Consider the following 19,209-nt stretch of genomic DNA (forward strand, 5'->3'; position numbering starts at 1 on the left):
TTATATTTAATTTTATAATAACCATTTTGAGTTCCATATAAACTTATATTATTTGTTGGATTAATTGAACCAATAATATTATTACCTGTAGTTGCTGTTTTACGTACATTTAAATACCATACTTTTGTACTGCCTACCCCAGTTTTGGTTGTACTAGCTAATGTACTAGATGCCACCGTAGTAGCTTGTACTATTTTTACATATGAGCTATACACATATCCAGTTTTCCCTTTATAGCTTACTTTATAAAAATTACCACTTTTTCCTAAAGTACTTATCTTCGTATTGATGGGTATAAAAGATAAAATTGAGGATGAAAGTGATGGTTTCTGTCTCAAGTTTAATGAACTTGCATTTATTACACCACTATCAGCAAATACGCTATGAGAACTTGCTAGAGTCAATAAAATTGTTGCTAACGCTAATCTTTTTTTCATTATTTGCCTCCAAAATTCATTTTAAATATATGTTTGTGCATACCTATATTCATTTTGCTATTACTTTCTATATCGTCAAATTTTCCAATAACTTTATATATATGCATAACTTTCAAGTGATTTTAAAGGCCTTACTGAACTATTAAATTCAATAAGGCATAACCTTTTTCTTAACTTCTATAGCACTTATTTTATCCCACTAGTTTAATTATTTTAATTCAGTAAAAATTAATATTCATTTCAATTCCTGCTATACTAGGAAGTAACCCTTCAGTTCTAGATACCGCACTTGTTTCATTCATTGACCTAGATATTTTAGATTTATTTCAAGTTGCTCTTTATTTTTTAAGGAACCTACAATAACTGTGGCAAAGTAGAAACTTCTATTTAAATATATTAACAATTCCATCAGCATATTTTTCTACTTTTATTTCACCAAACCCACTTACATGAGAAAGTTGATCTTTTGTTATAGGTTTAGCATTCAATACTTCTTCCATTTGTTGATTACTAAATACAAGATAAGGTCTTATACTTTCTTTCGCTGAAATTTCAGATCTGAATTGTTTTAATTTATTTCTTAATTCATCTTCCTTATTTATAATAACTGGGATGCTTTTCGTTTCTTTAACTGTATATGGGTCATTATCAATTTTTTTTCTTGTAATCTTTAAAATATCATTACCATATTTATTAATCTTCAACTGAGCTAACCCTCTAACTTGAAACAACTGCTCAATAGTTTGTGGTTTGATTTCTACTATATTACCTATTGTACTTGCAGAAAATACACAATGATATTGAAAGCCCTTATAACCCTCTTCTTTTGCCTTTTGATTCCTATATACTTTTAAATCTTCTGTCATCTGTTTATCACTTTCACTTAATTCAGGAACAATATCTATTTTCTGAACTATTAATTCTTCTGGCACCCTAACTTTGCTATCCAAGATTTTTATCTCTTTCTTAATATTTTCTTTAGTTGAGTTGGACTCTGCAATAAAATCTTTTTCTAATAAGCCAAACTTACCTTGATAATCAATATTTATAGGTGTGTGCTTTTCTTTTAAATAATTAGCAATTTTAAATGCAGTCGCTTCTTTTAAAACAATATAAGGTAAGTCATTATTTAGGGTCAAAAAATAATCAGATAATTTCTCGGCTCTAATTATTTGATTTTGTATTTCTTTTGAGGCATACGTTCTCCTTATAATTGCTGTTGGATTGGCCATTACAACAACTGATTTTACAGGTACCTTATCAGCATCAAAAACATCCTTAAGAATTTTTTTAATTAAATTAACATGCTTTTTGTTCTGCTCAATTGGGCTATACATACCAGTTTTATTTTCATAACCGCTCTTACTTTTGTATGCTCTGATAAATTCTCCATCTTTATTTATATTTACATCACCAAGAAGCTGCTTTGTTTCCATTACACAAATATACTTTTTTGTTATTACCAAGTAATCAATTTGAACAACTAAATCATCATATTCAATTCTTATATCATGTAAATACAAAAAAGGAAAGGTACAATTTCTAAGTTCGAAATCTACGGTGCTTTCACCTTTCAACCCCATCTTAATTGCAATTATCTCTTTATTTACTAATTGTCTTTTGTTATTACTATTTAATCTTAATAACAATTCATTTAATACTTTTAAATTACCATTTTCCGTTGAAAACTCTTTAATAGCTGTTGGCTTTGAAATTGTTTTAAATTGTGAGCTTTCAATATTGAATAAATCCGAAAGAAATCCCATGTTACCCCCCTCATACTTTTGTCAATTCTTTAACCTTTTTATTATAAATACTAGAGACACTATTCAATCAATACATCTGAAATATCATATAATCATATTTCTACAAGAACCTACTATTATCCTTCAAATTTGTAGGAAAAAGTAAAAATACCCACCAAGAACAATCTTTTAGCTCAACGAGTATCTATCTTTTTTTTCAGAAAACTGTGGTATTTGCATCTCCAAGTTTAAAAGTAGCTCCTGCGCTTGGGGCTGTTGGTTTTAATCCTTTACTAATCATTGCATTTATAACATAATGTAAATTATAATAATCAATCTTACTAGGTAATACTTCTATAATTATTTTCATATGTATATTTCCATTTACCTTAACATAAAGATCTGAGAAACCTATATCTCCTCTGAAATTAATTATTCCACTTAGGATGTTTCCACCTCTACCTGTAGGTGTTACTTTGTTTCTTATGTTAGTATTTTCATGATAAAAGTTTGGAAATCCCTTTTAACAGTTTCTATTTTTTTCAGGCCCTCCAACTTTGCACTCAAGCTTATTCAATGTAGAACTTAATTAAACTTGGAAAACTATGACCATCATCTAAAAGGTATTGCAGATAAGATGCAAATTCATCATAATTTTCTCTATATACTTCTAATATTTGTATCAGATTCTTTCTTGCATCTTTTAGAATATCTTTATTAAACTCTATATAATATAACTGATGTACTCCAATAAATGGATGAGCGGAGTGAATCTGTTTGTTGGTTACTAAATTCTATAACTGATATCGGATTATATTTCAACGATGAAAAAGCTACTAAAATATATAAGTTATATATCTTAGTAGCTTTTTTACTTCAACTTGTCGAAATTTCCGACAAGTTGAAGTTTCATCTAATTTATTATTAGCAAAAATATGTTTTTTTGGCACATCTCACTAATTTGGAAACAATTTATTTTTTAACTTTGTTATTTCTTCATCACTTAACTTTGAATATTTTTTAATTTTCTCAAGTGATTCGCCATCTAATAGCATTTCAGTTGCTATTTCTATTCTTACCTTAATCTTTTCTTCTTCTCTTCCTTCTTCTCTTCCTACTTCCTTGTAGTGCAATTTTCTAATTTCGTCTATACTCAATTTGAATGCACCTCCATTTTTCTTTTTATATTCTTCATATATCTTTTCTAACTTTGGATCTTCAATTAAAAATAAGTATTCTAAAAAATCTACTAATGATTTTATTTGCTCATTATTTTTAACCTTATCATAATTAGATAATTCTTTTGCTAATTTTATTTTTGCGTCACATATATCTTCATCTATTGTATTTGTTTCTAATAACTTCTTTGCCATTTTAAAAACTAATTTCAATGGATTGTCATCACTAATTCTTTCAAGTTCTATTTTTTCTACATTAATTGTTTTAAAGTTATATGTTAATATTTCATTTTCTAACTCCGGTAATTGATAAACATATCTTTTGTCCTTTCCACTATTACCTTTATAAGTATATATTGCAGCAGCCACTATTTCTGATTTATCTTCATACTTATATCTGAACTTATCCCATATTCTATAAAAGTACCTGAACATTCTTTCTCCAAAAATTTCATGTCCACTGCTATAGCTTTGTACTTCTACATGTATAAATAAAATCTTACTTCCTTTATCTTTTAATCTCACCTTTATTATTTTATCCGATATTACTTTTTCACTACTATCTTTGTCGAATATATCCTTTTGTATTTCTATTAACTCTTTATCTAGTGATTCTGTTCCAAGCTCCCAATCTATTTTATTAAATATTTCAGGAAATAGCAATTCCACTATTTCTACTTCAAATGCTTCCAATATCGATTTCCATGCTGCATCAAAATCATGTTTTTTCGGCAAAATTATTCACTTCCTTGTGATTATGAAATTCTTTAATTAACTTTATTATATCATATTGACTTTCCATTTACACTACTTTTAGATATTAGTAAATGTCGTGAAACAGTTCCCTCATTACAAAAAAGTATAGGTTATATTCCTATAATTTTAGGTAATATCATTCTAAACTCTGATATCTCAATTGCTATGTTTTCAAGGTACATCCTAACTTAGAACATCCCCTCCCAATATCAATTATCCTTTCAATTACACCCCTAGGCTTCCTCTCAAACTCTCCCCTACTAAAACTATATGATTCCCCCTTGTACTCTACCTTAATTTCCTCATCTTTAATAAATATCTTCATTCCTTCAATAGAAAATCCCTTAATTCTACTATCCTTATCAATAGTTCTCTCTATTTCTGTTTCAGTTAAAGAACTTATCCTCCTAAGCTCTTGCCACAGTCTATACTCTTCCTTAGATTTTATACAAAGCTCAGTAACTATCACAGTATGATGGAGTAAATACTCAGTAGTGTACATGATTCTTCGAACCTGATAACCTTTTACTTCAATTTTTCTATAGAGCTTGTCCCATCCCTCAATTTTAAAAACATAATAATCTTCCTCAGAATCACTAGTTATATCCTTTATAGTATTTCTCTTTACAATTTTTATAACTACCACCTTGCCATAATAAGTTATACCAGCCTCACCTGCAAACTGTCTCTTTGACTCTGCTAGTGCTACAAACTTAATATTATGCTCTGCTAGATTAATATTGCTGCATTTAGTGTGATAAAACTTACCTTTTAGATTTATATCAAGTTGCTCTTTATTTCTAAGCGATCCTACAAGGACTGTCCTCTTCTTAAAGTATTCATCTTTTATATAACTCTCTCGTCCTATAGACTCAAGTGATCTTTCAAAGGTTGAATATGAGGATTCATTTATTAGCTTGTCTAAGAACTCTTCCATAAGTCCTGTAGTTGATGGAAGAAAAGGAAACCCACCTATATTTACTTCTTCTATACTCTTATAAAAATCGTGATTTTTGTATGCCTCTTCATCCTTATATGGAAACAATACAAATGCTCCGAAAACACAATTGTTATAGCCCCCTGTTTTACTATTTTTATATACTATGGCATCTCTGTACCTGTGCATGGTGTTTATATCCTCTTCCTTAGGCCCAATGCCACCATAACTTTTCTGGTATTCTATTGATGTGTCTATCTTATACTTTGCGTCAAATACAAACTCATAGGTCTTGTCGCTACCAAGTTTGTTTATAGATAACATAAGTTCTTATAAAACTATCCATCTTGTGAATTATAGTTATTAACATAAATTTTAGGAATCTATTTTCCTTAGCGTCGAGTGTTACCTTTTTATTTCGTATTTCCATTTACCTTAACATAAAAATCTGAGTAACCTATATCTCCTCTGAAATTGATTATTCCACTTAGGATGTTTCCACCTCTACCTGTAGGTGTTACTTTGTTTCTTATGTTAGTATTTTCATGGTAAAACTCTATGTCAGTTTTATTTTTTCTTTCAATAACTATTTCATAATTAGTGTATTCTTTAAAATAAAGGCACCGACTAGTCTCATCTAACTGTTCTTTACCTTCTACCATAATAGTGAGTGATTTTGACTTGCCGTAACCAGCAGCTCCCCTATTACCTTTAATAGAAAAATACACTTCTTCTGTTTCTATAAATAACAGCTCAGAATTATTGCCAGAAGGTTGTGAATCCATCTCGAAGGAACCTCCTGATCATATACATTATTTTTTCACTACTTAATATGTATTCACTGCTTAAACATTGATTTTCCATAGTTTTTACCACTACATCTTCAATGTATCCATCATTTTTGTATTTAGTATCATTTAAGTTGTTAAATAATTCTACTAATATATCTAATACTTCAGGGCTGCTGCCGCCTATTTTAGGTAATATCTTCTGCACAATGGAATAATCCATGGCTTTATTAAAGGAAAATAAACTGTTCTTTACAGCATAAATAACATAAAACACTATTTCATCACGTACCCTATAGGCAAAATGTTGTTGGTACTTTTCAAGTATATTATTTATTTCAATTAATTTATCTATAACCTTAGTTGCTGTATCTTTTTCATCTTTGCAACTCCATATTTTCAAGTACTCAGATTTCAAAAAATCATTATGATAGTTTTTAGGTAAAAGCTCCTTAATCTCTACTTCCTCAAAATTGTATCTTAAGTCCACCTTATTGAATTCTATAGTATTCGCCCTATCTAGTACTTTTTTACTAAAAGGGAAGGTAGTCTCATCCATATTTACTGTACCAACTATATATAAGTTCTGTGGGATATAAACATCACCATATTTATCATAGGCTCTTTCATCTTTTCCAAATTGAGCTCTGCTTAACAATCTTTGAGTTATAAATTCATCATCTTTTATATTTCTTGTTTCCATAGATGATAGAATATCACTGAAATAATACTCTACTCTGGCTAAATTCATTTCATCAAGACATAAGAAATAAGGTTTATCTATGTTTTTCATGGCCTCATAAGCGACATCAATAATAATGCCTGGAACAAATTTATTCTCAATGTTTCTGTAACCTAATAGATATGTTGCATCTGACCAGTCTGGTCTCACAGGAACTAGCTTAATCATCACCTGCGGTGCTGCAATATTAACGACTTCAGAAGGAAATGTAGCCTACCACTTAAGTTTTATCTTTGTTATAGCATGTAACTACCATTTTTAAAAGTAGAATGCTTTCCTTCTGAAATGTCGTTAAATCTTTGATTATCACGATTTGCACCAACTGCTTGTGCAAATAGTTCTACTATTTTACTCTTTCCAGTACCTGATATACCTGAGAGAATTACAAAAGGTTTGGTTTTTAAACTAAGGTAAAAATTAGTAATTAGATCTTGTGTATAATAAAATCCTTTACTTGTTATGTATTTATGAATATATGTAATTTCATCATTAATATTTGTTATCGTATCAAATTCATTATCAATCTCATTTTCTATAATCTCTTCATCATCTATTTCTTCATCTTCTGGTATGCTATTTGATTTAGGAATTAGTTCAAGTACGAAATTATCTATTTTATCGCCCTTATAGAAATCTATATATTCTTGATATTCTACTGGAATTGTTGTAGGTTTCTTATCGTTTTCTTTTTCATATTGAACAATATAATCATAACTTACTTCTAATTTTTCTTTTAAAACTTCAAGCAAAGCTTTATTACTATATCTAAATTGCACTACATTTCCGCCTCTACCTGTAGAATTGGGCCATGAAACAAATCCAGAAAACTCTTTATTATTAATAAAGAACTTTATCTTTATGCTTTTTCCAACTGATAGCTTATCTGATAAGTTATCTAGAAAAACCTTATGGTATCTCTGTGGTATTGTAGTTCCATATTTAAAAGTACTCTTGTCTACTGTTTTTCTTCCTAAAAATTTTTCATTTCCAGTAGCCATAGCTACCCATGAATCTTTTTTAACTTTTGCCATTTAGTACACCTTCTTCACTTTATCATATGGTAATTGTATCATAATTAAGGATAATTTTTATTGAGTTATTCAACATCATCAGTTAAACTATTTTATACTAGATATGTTTTAATTGATTATAAATTGAATCCCTTTTTATAGAATATAAATTGAAATCAGGAACACCAACAGTTTTGGCAAAATAAACATTCCAGTATGGATAGATTAAAATTCTCAGTTTCGTCATGTGGAATTATTTGAGTTCCTTTATCTACATTCCAGTATGGATAAATTAAAATCTCATCAATACTCTGAGTAGGATTAGTTATAGCATCATCTACATTCCAGTATGTATAAATTAAAATTGGGGGTCTTAAATTTGAAATCATTAAAAGGTTTTGATCTACATTCCAGTATGGATAAATTAAAATCAAGAACTAGATCGTTTGCTGATTATTTAATTAGCCAATCTACATTCCAGTATGGATAAATTAAAATTAATAGTTCAAGAGACAATGGCTCGTGCAATTTAATCATCTACATTCCAGTATGGATAAATTAAAATGCTTTAAGCGAGGGACTAGGCTATGCTTTATTTGTAATCTACATTCCAGTATGGATAAATTAAAATAAGCAAAAGAAATGGATGATGAAAATGATGCTATACAATCTACATTCCAGTATGGATAAATTAAAATCAATAAGCCGAAGTGAAAAAGATTTATACTCGCAAATCTACATTCCAGTATGGATAAATTAAAATAAAAAAACAGCCTTTGAATGTATAAGGTGCTGAGGTATCTACATCCCAGTATGGATAAATTAAAATCATAGTATATTCTCCAATTTCAATCATGACTCGGGAATCTACATTCCAGTATGGATAAATTAAAATACTTTTTTGAGATAGTTCTGAGACTAGCTAATACCAATCTACATTCCAGTATGGATAAATTAAAATAATATGTTCTGTCATGCTTATAGTCTTACCGTTGCCATCTACATTCCAGTATGGATAAATTAAAATAATTGTAATTAACTGTTTACGCATAAGTACAGATAAATCTACATTCCAGTATGGATAAATTAAAATGTGGCTATACGACAGACTTAGAATTACACAAAGTATATCTACATTCCAGTATGGATAAATTAAAATTACATATACTGGTTTACCTAATAACATATATCCAAAATCTACATTCCAGTATGGATAAATTAAAATCCATGCCCCACCATCCGCTTCAATAATTGTAGCTGTATCTACATTCCAGTATGGATAAATTAAAATTAATGTTGTAGCAGAATAAAAAATATACTAAAACAAATCTACATTCCAGTATGGATAAATTAAAATTAGCATATCAGAACCTTTTGATAAGCTTATTGCTAGATCTACATTCCAGTATGGATAAATTAAAATCTTTTGAGGTATCCCAAGCAACAAGATTCCTCGCTAATCTACATTCCAGTATGGATAAATTAAAATGGAAGAACTCGGAGCGAAAGTTGGCTTATCTAAAAGATCTACATTCCAGTATGGATAAATTAAAATTAAAGGCGGGGCGGTAAAATTAGCAAATACTACAAAATCTACATTCCAGTATGGATAAATTAAAATAACAACTAAAGTAGCTACTAAGCAAACCGAACTCCTATCTACATTCCAGTATGGATAAATTAAAATCGGTTGCAATATGCTTTTAGGTGAAAGTACACACAAATCTACATTCCAGTATGGATAAATTAAAATTATAATGATTTCTTTATATGATGGTACACCAGGATCATCTACATTCCAGTATGGATAAATTAAAATGAATCTATTATAGAAGAATCTTTGTTATCTAAATTCATCTACATTCCAGTATGGATAAATTAAAATGTCAATATGTTAACTATACCAATAATAATTATTATTATCTACATTCCAGTATGGATAAATTAAAATTGCGCCTAGTGTTAAAGCAATGCTTTTACATACATCATCTACATTCCAGTATGGATAAATTAAAATCCTAGTTTTACTATAGAATCAATTAGATCACTTGGATCTACATTCCAGTATGGATAAATTAAAATCTGATAAATACCTCATGGGAATTGGAGCAGGAACAAAATCTACATTCCAGTATGGATAAATTAAAATCATTATTTAAAGAATCGTTCGTAATTCGATTAATAAATCTACATTCCAGTATGGATAAATTAAAATAAATGCTACAAATCCTCCTACCAGCGATGCAACAATATCTACATTCCAGTATGGATAAATTAAAATCAGCACTTGCTTCTGACTTGATACTTGATTATAGCGAATCTACATTCCAGTATGGATAAATTAAAATTAACATGCTCTGGTGACATTATGCTACAATATTTAAATCTACATTCCAGTATGGATAAATTAAAATCAGTATCTGCAGTTTTTGCAAAAGGTTTAGTCCAATATCTACATTCCAGTATGGATAAATTAAAATACACAAACTTTTTTAGATAAATGCGTTGAATATACTATCTACATTCCAGTATGGATAAATTAAAATAATGAATGTAACAGAGTTTATCGGTTGTACATTCAAATCTACATTCCAGTATGGATAAATTAAAATTACCACAAGTCAGTATAACCCGAGAACGAACTTAAATCTACATTCCAGTATGGATAAATTAAAATTATGTCCTCCTATTGTGGTGGTCCACATTTACTGCAATCTACATTCCAGTATGGATAAATTAAAATGGAGATAATTCCAAGGCTTTTGTTATTTCTGTTCATCTACATTCCAGTATGGATAAATTAAAATAAAACTTAGAGACGGGACTATACTGTTACAGCTTAAATCTACATTCCAGTATGGATAAATTAAAATTTCCGGCACTCTTTTTTAAGAACTTTTTAGACTCTTATCTACATTCCAGTATGGATAAATTAAAATTGTATACCTTCTTTGTCGAATTCTTCTTTTAAACTTATCTACATTCCAGTATGGATAAATTAAAATTGAACCTATGCAACTTTGATTTTGCATATCAGGCATATCTACATTCCAGTATGGATAAATTAAAATCAGTAACATGTTCGGGTGTCATATTGCAATAACAAAATCTACATTCCAGTATGGATAAATTAAAATTTTGTTTATTATTCCACTAAAATTACCTGTTGTTAAATCTACATTCCAGTATGGATAAATTAAAATATTTATACTGTTTAGCTATTAGATGTTATAAAGCTAATCTACATTCCAGTATGGATAAATTAAAATACGTTTGCCCCTTAAGCCCCTATTTATAGGTGTTACAAGCATAGTTTTTGTCGATGTCATTTTACTATATATATTATTGATCTAATAATACCATAACTTTAACATTTTACTGCTATAAGACCTTAATTCCCAAGGCTTTGTCGTACCCCCGTCATTTTTACGCTATGTCACTTCGACAGTTTATTAATATTAAAAGAAGTTTGATAATGCATCATCACTTTTACCCCAAAATTCCTTATCAAGCCATCTTTCATTTCTACTTTTAAATATTATCACAGAATCTAAATCTTTTCTAATAAATTTATTTAATTCAGCATTTAATTTTGCTATTTGGCCTACTGTTATTTCCCCTTCAAATACAGAATTCTGAATATGAGTCAAATATTTTTTACATATTTTATATACCTTTCCCAATGTTTTTTGTCCATTTTCATTACCACTTATATCATATACCAAGACAACATACATTGTATTAAACTCCTCCTACCACCATATTTTAAAACCTTCATACTCTTTTTCGTCCATAATATGTTTTATTAATTTATAACATTCAAGTCGTATTAAATGTTGATATGTCACATCTTTTGATAATTCCTTATGATAAATTGTTGTTTTTAACATTTCATCAAACTTCATCGATATTGTTCTAGATGCATCTTTGGTTAAATGAAGATAATTTAAATCTTTTGTAAAGCAGCTTGGTGTTATTTGATTCTTATTTAACAATGAAAAAATTATCCGATCGCCTAAAATTGGTTTAAATACCTCAGCTAAGTCTAAACTTAGAGAAAATCGTCTTACTCCAGGTTCATGCAGATAACTAATAGTAGGGTTTAATTGTGTTCTATATATTTCTCCTAGTACCCTTGTATATACTAATCCATTAACAAATGAAATCATTGTATTAATCATATTATCTGGAGGGTTTTTAACCCTTTTTTCAAAATTTATTTGTTGATTGACAATGGTATTCCATGCCGAATAATATTGTTTTCTAATATTTCCTTCGACTCCCATTAATTCATTAATACTTTCTGTTTTTAATATTTTTTTTCTGAGGGATTCTATTTCTTTCATTGGCTTTTCCACATCTTTGCCTCTACCATTATAATATCTTAGGTTTCTATAAATATTGGCAGCAGCAGCATCTATAAATTTTCTTGCTATAAAAAGCCTTTTTTGATTATCTTCATAGTGTCTAACCTGTTTTACTAGCAAGTTACCCGCTAGTAACGCCTCTTTAGGATAAAAACTCCCTGTATAGAAACTATAATAATTAAAGAAATGTATTGGGATTTGATATTTTGATGCGAAAGTTATAAACTTCGTATTAAATGTCATTTCTGACATGATATATATATCTTCAACTTGCTCAATAGGAATATCTCTAGTTACATTTTCACTATTTGTAAATTGAAGTGTATTATCTTTTCTGTGTATCTCACCGTTATTATATATATAATAGCTTCGCTTCAATGTAAATCCTCCCTTCTATTAAATATAACACAATTCAAAATATGCACAGCTCTTACATATTCGCTTTTTTTCAAGTAATGGTGGCAAGTATGTATTCACAATTTTTTTTATATCTATTAAAATAGATTCTATATATTTTTCATCCTCTTCTGTCAATTCTACATCAATATTTTGCTTTAGAAGAGGGTAATCAATCTTACCCCTAATGTCTTTTACTCCCTTTTGTTTTAGATAATACAAATAATATTTTACTTGCATTATTCCAGCTTCTTCTATTTTTTTACTCTTTTTAACCTCATGCAATATGCCTTTACTTTTTATATAATCAATACTAATCACATCATCTATATTAATGTGTTTTTCTTCTCTTTCATAAGCATTTTCATCTAAGACCTTTCCTATTTGTACATTCTCATTGTCTGCTTCCATTTGTATTTGATTGTAAAAATACCACAGTTTTCTTTTACAAACAATGTAATAATAAATCATCATACCCGTAATTGGCTTATCCATAACAAGCACTCCCTTTACATGAAATTGTCAAAGTTTTCTTCGAGTCCTTTTACTTCTTGTCCAGTTAATCTTATGAAGCCTAATTCGTTATACTTGCAATTTACAACATTTACAAATTCATATCTACTTAGTTGAATTTTCTTAATAATAGCATTTGACCTTTTAAAATAAATATCATATATTCCAACAGGCACAGTATATTTCTTAATTTCTTCTTTTAAGTTTATTTTTTCTAATTTCACGTTTTCCATCTCTTGTTTTGCTAATTTACGATTTACAACTTTTAATAATTTTCTAGAGTTTTCATCTATTTCATCTTTATTCGCTTGGTAAATTTCATTAGGTATCACATCATAAGATATTATGTTCCTTAAATTCACATTTTCTTTCTCTATCTCGTAAGGAGTAAGATCTTCTATCCACTTTGAAAATTTATTATAATTAAATAAATAATCACTGTCTTTTAAATTTTCTGTTGTTAAATATTGATTTATAATATTTATTTTGTCACCTTCAATTAATAACCCATTTACATCGTTTAGAGCATCTTTTGACAGTTCATATATTTTACTATCAATAAATCCTTTAGTTACATTAGTCAAAAGATTCTTATCTATTTCTAAAAACACAAAACAATTAGGCTCGTCTACAGATTTCATACCTTTTCTGTTACACCTTCCAAGCCTTTGAAATAAACCACTTATATCTGAAAGTTCTGTAAACAAATAATCAAAATCGATATCTAAACTAGCCTCTACAATTTGTGTAGATATCCATATACACTTACCAACATTTTCAGTTTTTCCAAACCTTAGTATTTCGCTTTCTTTTGCTGATCTTTCACATTTAATAAATTTACTATGTAGTATATTTATATTTGTTACTCCTTTTTCTAAAAGTTCATTGTATATTTGTTGTGCTTTTTTAACAGTATTACAAACTACAAGTATTTTATTACTTATATTTTTTATCCTATTTTCTTCAAATTTATTATATATACTATCAGCATTAATTTGGCTATGATAAACCTTCACATTATGCCTTTTCATATCATTTATAAATGCTTTTTCTTCAAACTCAATCGGATTTTCTCCTGACTTTAATAACTCTCTTATAAATGGGGCTAGTGTTGCTGTCAGAATTGCAATCTTCCCTCCATATTTATTTACTGTTTTAATACCATAAATCAAATATGCTAATAAATCTGCTCCATACATTTGAATTTCATCAATGACTATTTTAGAATAAGATAATGTAGCAAGTTTCAGTTCATATCCTTGGTATTTAAAAACAAAATCAAATAATTGATCTAAAGTTGAAATATTAAGCGGTATAGAAAACAGTTTACTTTGATTGTAGTAATCTGTAATATCCATTTCAGAATTATTATCATTATTATAATAGCTAAGTGCATCCGAATGGAGTAGCGCCAATTTAGATTCAATATGATTTTCATCTAGAATATCTTCTTTAACTCTTTTGTATATGGCATTTATAGCTGTTTTTAATGGTAATATAAAAAAACCTTTATTGTCACCAATCCAGTGAAGTCCTGCCTCAGTTTTTCCCATACCAGTTTGGGCAACGACCACAATGTTATTATTTGTATTTTCCTTGCAAAACTGTTGAAGTTCATTCCAGTTTGCATTACTATCTTTAGTTCTCCATTTTTTCAATAAATTATCAAGCCCAACATTTAGAAAATTATTTTCATACTCAATTGGAATTTCTCCACTTGCACTATAATCACACTTATGTAAAAATCCTTTTATAAGGATTGCATCTTCATCTTTTGTCATGTCTTTTAGCCGCTCAGGTGTACTTAATTTAATAGGATATATTTTAAATTCTTTTAATAAACTTTTTGCAAATTCTTTGCACTCTCTATTAGATATAGCTCTTAAATTATCACAGTAGTTATGGTGATTTAAAACAGCAAATGCTACCTTATAATAATCATCCATATTGTCGAACTCATTTTTATCTATAAAATATAGAGATAACACATTATGTGCCATCTCTTTGTATTCATTAAACTTAGTATTGTTCTTTATTCTTTTTTGAAATTCTCTGTTTGCCTTACCATAATCATGATATTCACAAGCAATCTTTGTAAGTTCATATATATGCTTGTCTCTAATATAAGTTAATTTTTGTAATTCATCTAGATTTCTTAATAAATCATCAGTATGCTGCCTTATTGTTTTATCGGGTTTTGCTTTATAATTGGATAAATCCATACTATCGCCCCTAATTAAAATTAACTATGTATGACTTTTCTTTACTTATATCGAAATAAAGAGTATCACAACCTTCTTCTGCAGAATATTCCGAAGTATAAACCACTTTCTTTTTTTTGAAAATTCGTTTGTTATCCTCTATTATATAATTTTTATTCAGATAATATTTTGTTCCATTTGCAGATATATTGTCTCCTAATCTTAAAAACACCTTCTTGTTTTTTATTAAATCATAATTGATATATGCGGAGTAATCACTATAAATACCCTCTTCAATACTATCTACAACATCTATAAAACAAGCCTCTCTAACATCTACGAAATCTTCACTTCTACCAATTGACTTTAAATTATATATATTGTCTTTAATTTCATCAAGTGTGTTTCTATCACTTTTTATATGCAGTATTAATTTGATATTATTTAAAACTTCATAATATTTTAATGATGTTGTAAGGCTTGCAAATCTTGAATATGGTATTTCATATTCTTTCTTCTTATAATCTTTAAATCGTTCTTTAACTGTTTTTTCTAATTCCTTTATTTCTTTTTCTCTTTTTGAAATCAGTTGACATTCTTGTAAATCTTCTTTATACTTTTTCTTTTTATCCATTAATGTTTTTTTTCGTTTTTTTGTAAGCTCCAATACTTTGTCAATTCTATTTATTTTAAACTCTGCAATTTTTTCTGTTAAGTCTTTAAGTCCTCTGTATTCTTCTAACAAGGTTCCATTTAGAACATCTATTGTAATTCCTTTTCTAAAACTATTTCCTTGAGGTTTTTTAGCCTTAGCAACCTTGTCAAATGCCGTTGATAACATGACTTCATTTCTCATTTTAACTAAAATTCCTCTATCATCCATAATAGAGTTCAAAAAACAATAATCTGTATATGGTTCTTTATGCATAGCTTCATATTTCCCCTGAATACTAATATCCATTGGATGATATTCTTTATAACCACAAGCACTGTGCAATGCTCCAATTATTGTTGAAAATGGTGGAAGTGGATATGTCATTTTATTTAAAACAGTTTCTTCTTTTTTATAATTAGCACTGCTTTGCGTTAGTATAATTCTTAAAACTTCCATACTTACACCCCATAATGTGTATTAACTTGATTCCTTAAATCCTCGAAAAATTTAGTTACACTAATCAATGGCAGTGCATTTTTAATTTCAACTTCGTTTTTAAAATTACCACCTTCAAGTATCGCCACATTGCAACCTTTTGCAATTCTATCTTTTAAATCTTCTGTAATTGATAGCTTGTCCTTCTCCACCTTTACTACATTTTCAAAATAATGAGTTTTTCTATCAATTAATCCCCCCACAACAAATAAAGGTTCTGCATTATCCAAGTTTCCTTTTACCACTAAATTAAGACTTTCAACTGTATCTAATATAGCAATAACTCTATCTGCTTTTTCCTTAGCATCAGCTTCTGCTGTATTAAAGTTTTCATCTTTACCTACCATTTCAAGATCAATGGTTATGCTATACATTTTCATAGTTTTGTCATACTCATATTGATATGGCATAAGTCCACATTTACCAGCATCTGCTTGAAGATTCAAGCTATTATTTTTAGCAAAATTTGAAGCAAGATACAAGTTATTATGAAATCTTGTTTCATTCACAAAATCATCACAAGCAATTGCATCAGTTAAATAAAAGGAACTTTTGCGAATGTATGTAGTTTCAGTTGTATTCATATATCCACCCTCTAATGCTCTGCAATTCGTAGCATTAAGCTCATCAGATACTACCTTTTGATTTACTTTTTTATCTACCACCGTTTGTAAATCATCATACATTCCACTTTGAACCATTATTGCATTCTTAAGGCTCTCTCTACTTCTTGTTGCATAACTCTTTCCATTTTTAAATACTTTTTGTACACTTGAAATATTACCTAACCCCTCGCCGTAATTAGATGTCATATTTGCCAAAACTGTAAGTGTCAATGCTTTTTTATTCATATTTTTTCTCCCCCATTATCTTTATTAGACTCATTATTAAGTGCATTTATAAATGTATAGGCTATATTTTTATTTTCATCAAAATCTTCAAACAAATCATATGCAAAATCAAAAATAACTCCAGAATAGGATGATAACTGTAATAATATTTCACAAAACCTTTCGTAATCTTTAAAAGTTATTGCACTGATTAGCTTTTGCTTGTAACTATTAACTTTGTTTTCTGGAATTGTTTTCATTACTCTTTTAGCACTTCCATAAGCAGATTTCATTTGCTTGTCCATTTTATCTCCTCCATAAATTAGTGTATTAATTTCTATAAGTGTTTTTATATTATACGTGTAGCTTGATTTAGATTTTAATAATATTTCTATTAAAGCATCAAGTTTTATATTGTTTAATATATTATTTGTTACTATTTTTTCAAAATCCATATAATAATTGTCATTGACCTTATATTTAATCTTAATAGCTTTATAATTTCTTATTTTCTGGAATATCTTAATAGCATCTTTTCTAATGTACAATGTTTCAAAATAATCCGCATCTCTATTTTTGATAATTACCTCCGCATCAAAGTCTATAAAATTAGCTGAGTTTTTCATATCACAAAATAATGTACTTCGAGGATTCTCACTAATACTAATCAAATTGTTTGTACCAAAAAGTTGCTTTATTGAGTAATTGTTATTTATAAAAAAACCTTCATATGATTTTGAAAATGCAAATGGTATAAAATCAAATTCCATTTCATCCTCTGATTTATATGTTCTAAAATCCCAATTATAAGAAATGGACCTACTCTTTTTCCCTATATCTATATTGTAATTTTGTATTCTACAAATACTACGCGGTTCTCCAAACAAACTATTTGTGTTTGCAAAGTTTGCATACAAACTTTTTCCACTCCTGTATGTTTCTTTTATTAGTAACAACCTATTTTCATTGATTTTCTGTAAAATAATCTCATTGTTGTTCCCAGAAAATTTAATTTCTCCAAATACTTTTTTCATAATAACATTGGCCTTTAATTTATCATTTACTAATTTTATTTGGTCATCAGTGAATTCGGTACTATTTATTATTTGTTCAATTACCCTGTGATGCATAGCAGATTCAAAATATTTCTCAACAAATAATAAATACCTTTCCTCTGTAATTGACTCACTATTGTATGATATTACATCTTCATCAATTTCATATAAGTCGGCTTCTACTTCTTCTCCCTTATTAACAAGATAATTAAAATATTTTATAATTCCCACTATACTTGCGCTATATCTCCAATCAGAGGTTTCCATTTTAGTGTTGAATTTTTTATTTTCAATTATGCTTTTCATAGCGTCTCCTTTCTCATTATTTCAAACATTCCAAAGCCAGCCGAAGTTCGACTTCCAATGCCATTTGTATACAAATAACTAAGTAATGCTATATTTCCAGTCAAACTAAACATGCCTACTGTAACCTCTAGAAATTGTGAATGGTGTCTAACCACAGTCTTTTTACAATTCAACGGCATTATAGAAAAACCCTCTACGATCGACTGAGGCAGGGTATTCGAATTAGCTATTTGAAATTCTAACACCTTATTAAACGCTAAATAAAAACCTTCTTTTTCATAAGAATAATATATATCTTTGTTGTTTTCTCTATTATGTTCCCTTACACACAAAGGAGCTTTAAATATAATATCAATAGTATCTGTTGTAATCGCAATCTCTTTTTCTATCAGAATATTTTTCATAATCATTTCATTTTCAAATGCCAAAGGATACGGTTTGTTTTTTTGCATTGATAAAGCATTAAAAAACACTATACCAGTTCCCATATCACCTGTACTAAATGTAATGTTAATTTTTCTATTTGGCACTAATATCTTTTCTTTTGTAAATGTACTACCTGGTATACCTACTGCAAATGTAAAAGGCTTGTCCTTTCCGACTTCATAATAAGTATTAAAATGCTTCCCCTTATCATATTCAGTTAAACTATGTTTAAATAGACTAATTACAGATGGTCGATAATCCAAAGGTAAATATCTATTTTTTAATTCTAACTCCATTTTAAATCTCATAGCTTTATCCTCCCTAAAGTTTAAACCTTCTATTTATATACTTATTCAGCTTCAAACTACTTAA

The 19,209-nt window shown here is 28.5% G+C and carries 17 protein-coding genes and 1 CRISPR repeat array; all 17 genes read right to left on the reverse strand.

From position 1 onward, the window contains the following. A partial coding sequence (locus tag KPL54_RS24095; RefSeq protein ID WP_216109041.1) for an SH3 domain-containing protein occupies positions 1–437 on the reverse strand: 437 nt, incomplete at its 3' end. Between the two features lie 383 nt (positions 438–820). Next, positions 821–2,203 carry an HRDC domain-containing protein gene (locus tag KPL54_RS24100; protein WP_216109042.1) on the reverse strand — a complete coding sequence of 461 codons (1,383 nt, stop codon included), beginning with the start codon at positions 2,201–2,203 and terminating at the stop codon, positions 821–823. 196 nt (positions 2,204–2,399) lie between these two features. Continuing rightward, on the reverse strand, positions 2,400–2,669 hold the full coding sequence (locus tag KPL54_RS26340; protein WP_216109066.1) for a DUF2357 domain-containing protein: 270 nt from the start codon (positions 2,667–2,669) through the stop codon (positions 2,400–2,402). Between the two features lie 469 nt (positions 2,670–3,138). Further along, positions 3,139–4,095 carry an Rpn family recombination-promoting nuclease/putative transposase gene (locus tag KPL54_RS24110; RefSeq protein ID WP_216109043.1) on the reverse strand — a complete coding sequence of 319 codons (957 nt, stop codon included), beginning with the start codon at positions 4,093–4,095 and terminating at the stop codon, positions 3,139–3,141. Between the two features lie 184 nt (positions 4,096–4,279). After that, complete coding sequence (locus tag KPL54_RS24115) at positions 4,280–5,377, reverse strand: nuclease domain-containing protein (protein ID WP_216109044.1); 1,098 nt, start codon at positions 5,375–5,377, stop codon at positions 4,280–4,282. Continuing rightward, positions 5,352–5,483: a DUF2357 domain-containing protein gene (locus KPL54_RS26895; RefSeq protein ID WP_216109045.1), complete on the reverse strand. Its 132-nt coding sequence runs from the start codon at positions 5,481–5,483 to the stop codon at positions 5,352–5,354. Before KPL54_RS26895 ends, KPL54_RS24115 begins: the two co-directional genes overlap by 26 nt. Beyond that, entirely contained in the window at positions 5,467–5,838 is a 372-nt protein-coding gene (locus tag KPL54_RS24125; RefSeq protein WP_216109046.1) for a hypothetical protein, read from the reverse strand. The genes KPL54_RS26895 and KPL54_RS24125 overlap by 17 nt, the downstream gene beginning before the upstream one ends. Beyond that, positions 5,813–6,751 (reverse strand): McrB family protein, encoded by a 939-nt coding sequence (locus KPL54_RS24130; RefSeq protein ID WP_216109047.1) that lies wholly within the window; start codon positions 6,749–6,751, stop codon positions 5,813–5,815. Before KPL54_RS24130 ends, KPL54_RS24125 begins: the two co-directional genes overlap by 26 nt. Before the next feature lie 68 nt (positions 6,752–6,819). Then, the gene (locus KPL54_RS24135) at positions 6,820–7,614 is read right to left on the reverse strand and encodes a hypothetical protein (RefSeq protein ID WP_216109048.1); all 795 of its coding nucleotides are present in this window, start codon (positions 7,612–7,614) and stop codon (positions 6,820–6,822) included. A 181-nt stretch (positions 7,615–7,795) separates the two neighbouring features. Continuing rightward, a CRISPR array of direct repeats spans positions 7,796–10,862; the repeat unit is 30 nt; unit sequence ATCTACATTCCAGTATGGATAAATTAAAAT. Between the two features lie 189 nt (positions 10,863–11,051). Next, positions 11,052–11,330 carry a CRISPR-associated endonuclease Cas2 gene (gene cas2, locus KPL54_RS24140; RefSeq protein ID WP_216109049.1) on the reverse strand — a complete coding sequence of 93 codons (279 nt, stop codon included), beginning with the start codon at positions 11,328–11,330 and terminating at the stop codon, positions 11,052–11,054. Positions 11,331–11,345: 15 nt separating this feature from the next. After that, positions 11,346–12,338, reverse strand: a complete 993-nt coding sequence (cas1b, locus tag KPL54_RS24145) for a type I-B CRISPR-associated endonuclease Cas1b (RefSeq protein WP_216109050.1) — start codon at positions 12,336–12,338, stop codon at positions 11,346–11,348. Positions 12,339–12,356: 18 nt separating this feature from the next. After that, positions 12,357–12,851, reverse strand: a complete 495-nt coding sequence (cas4, locus tag KPL54_RS24150) for a CRISPR-associated protein Cas4 (RefSeq protein ID WP_216109051.1) — start codon at positions 12,849–12,851, stop codon at positions 12,357–12,359. A gap of 14 nt (positions 12,852–12,865) precedes the next feature. Further along, positions 12,866–15,091, reverse strand: a complete 2,226-nt coding sequence (gene cas3, locus KPL54_RS24155; RefSeq protein WP_216109052.1) for a CRISPR-associated helicase Cas3' — start codon at positions 15,089–15,091, stop codon at positions 12,866–12,868. 10 nt (positions 15,092–15,101) lie between these two features. Next, positions 15,102–16,181: a CRISPR-associated protein Cas5 gene (gene cas5, locus KPL54_RS24160; protein WP_216109053.1), complete on the reverse strand. Its 1,080-nt coding sequence runs from the start codon at positions 16,179–16,181 to the stop codon at positions 15,102–15,104. Positions 16,182–16,183: 2 nt separating this feature from the next. Then, entirely contained in the window at positions 16,184–17,071 is an 888-nt protein-coding gene (gene cas7i, locus KPL54_RS24165; protein WP_216109054.1) for a type I-B CRISPR-associated protein Cas7/Cst2/DevR, read from the reverse strand. Then, a complete protein-coding gene (cas8a1, locus tag KPL54_RS24170) occupies positions 17,068–18,411 on the reverse strand; it encodes a type I CRISPR-associated protein Cas8a1/Csx8 (RefSeq protein ID WP_216109055.1) in 1,344 nt (447 codons plus the stop codon). The genes cas7i and cas8a1 overlap by 4 nt, the downstream gene beginning before the upstream one ends. Beyond that, positions 18,408–19,145, reverse strand: coding sequence for a CRISPR-associated endoribonuclease Cas6 (gene cas6, locus KPL54_RS24175; protein ID WP_216109056.1), 738 nt, complete (start codon positions 19,143–19,145; stop codon positions 18,408–18,410). Before cas6 ends, cas8a1 begins: the two co-directional genes overlap by 4 nt. Between the last annotated feature and the right edge of the window lie 64 nt (positions 19,146–19,209).

This window comes from Clostridium estertheticum, assembly GCF_018861295.1.
Lineage (GTDB): Bacteria > Bacillota > Clostridia > Clostridiales > Clostridiaceae > Clostridium_AD > Clostridium_AD estertheticum_D.

Excerpts from the sequence above, each read along its gene's own strand:
- KPL54_RS24100 (WP_216109042.1), bottom strand. The coding sequence starts at position 2,203 with ATGGGATTTCTTTCGGATTTATTCAATATTGAAAGCTCACAATTTAAA.
- KPL54_RS24115 (WP_216109044.1), bottom strand. The coding sequence starts at position 5,377 with ATGTTATCTATAAACAAACTTGGTAGCGACAAGACCTATGAGTTTGTA.
- KPL54_RS26895 (WP_216109045.1), bottom strand. The coding sequence starts at position 5,483 with ATGGAAATACGAAATAAAAAGGTAACACTCGACGCTAAGGAAAATAGA.
- KPL54_RS24125 (WP_216109046.1), bottom strand. The coding sequence starts at position 5,838 with ATGGATTCACAACCTTCTGGCAATAATTCTGAGCTGTTATTTATAGAA.
- KPL54_RS24130 (WP_216109047.1), bottom strand. The coding sequence starts at position 6,751 with ATGATTAAGCTAGTTCCTGTGAGACCAGACTGGTCAGATGCAACATAT.
- KPL54_RS24135 (WP_216109048.1), bottom strand. The coding sequence starts at position 7,614 with ATGGCAAAAGTTAAAAAAGATTCATGGGTAGCTATGGCTACTGGAAAT.
- cas2 (WP_216109049.1), bottom strand. The coding sequence starts at position 11,330 with ATGTATGTTGTCTTGGTATATGATATAAGTGGTAATGAAAATGGACAA.
- cas4 (WP_216109051.1), bottom strand. The coding sequence starts at position 12,851 with ATGGATAAGCCAATTACGGGTATGATGATTTATTATTACATTGTTTGT.
- cas3 (WP_216109052.1), bottom strand. The coding sequence starts at position 15,091 with ATGGATTTATCCAATTATAAAGCAAAACCCGATAAAACAATAAGGCAG.
- cas5 (WP_216109053.1), bottom strand. The coding sequence starts at position 16,181 with ATGGAAGTTTTAAGAATTATACTAACGCAAAGCAGTGCTAATTATAAA.
- cas7i (WP_216109054.1), bottom strand. The coding sequence starts at position 17,071 with ATGAATAAAAAAGCATTGACACTTACAGTTTTGGCAAATATGACATCT.
- cas8a1 (WP_216109055.1), bottom strand. The coding sequence starts at position 18,411 with ATGAAAAGCATAATTGAAAATAAAAAATTCAACACTAAAATGGAAACC.
- cas6 (WP_216109056.1), bottom strand. The coding sequence starts at position 19,145 with ATGAGATTTAAAATGGAGTTAGAATTAAAAAATAGATATTTACCTTTG.